The organism is Roseovarius sp. D22-M7 (genome assembly GCF_037083785.1).
Classification (GTDB): domain Bacteria; phylum Pseudomonadota; class Alphaproteobacteria; order Rhodobacterales; family Rhodobacteraceae; genus Roseovarius.
On sequence record NZ_JBAPKY010000226.1, the window covers coordinates 1 to 573 of the forward strand.

General features: G+C 66.3%; 1 pseudogene. It reads right to left on the bottom strand.

What is annotated here, in order from left to right:
* A pseudogene (locus V8324_RS22270) lies at positions 1-502 on the bottom strand (IS66 family transposase); the annotation flags it as partial.
* Between the last annotated feature and the right edge of the window lie 71 nt (positions 503-573).

Here is a 573-nt window from a genome sequence, read left to right on the forward strand (position 1 = left end):
CCGTCCCCGCCCCGGAGCCAGCACCGGCGCCGTGGTCTCGTCCATGAACAGCTTGGTGGACGCATTCAGGTGCTCGGCCAGCCGGTCGACGACAGGCCGCAGGTGGGATGCGGCGACACTCCCCGGGGCTCCGCCCGTTCATACCTTCAAACCGTCCACTGGACGGCTTGATCCCTGCGGGACCGATCTTCATCCCAGTCGGCCAGGGTGCCGCGATCGATGGTGACACCCGACCGGGCGAGCATCTGGCTCTGGCGATATAATGCCAGGTGGTCGGCATACTTGCTGACCAGGATATGGGCGATGGTGCCTCTGTGGGCAGACCGGCCGAGATCAGGGCCGCCGGGGCCGGAGCCTGTGTCACACCATCGGTGCAGGCGCGGCAGGCATTCTTGGGACGCAAGGTCACGATCACACGCAGCTGCGCCGGCACGATGTCCAGCCGCTCGGTCCGCTCGTCACGCCGAAGGCGTGCTTCCAGCACGGCGCCGATCTTGTGCAGTCGTCATTGTCGCGCCATTGATGGAGTGGATGGCTCCCGCTTCCGGCATCGCAATGTGCCATGTTGGGTGC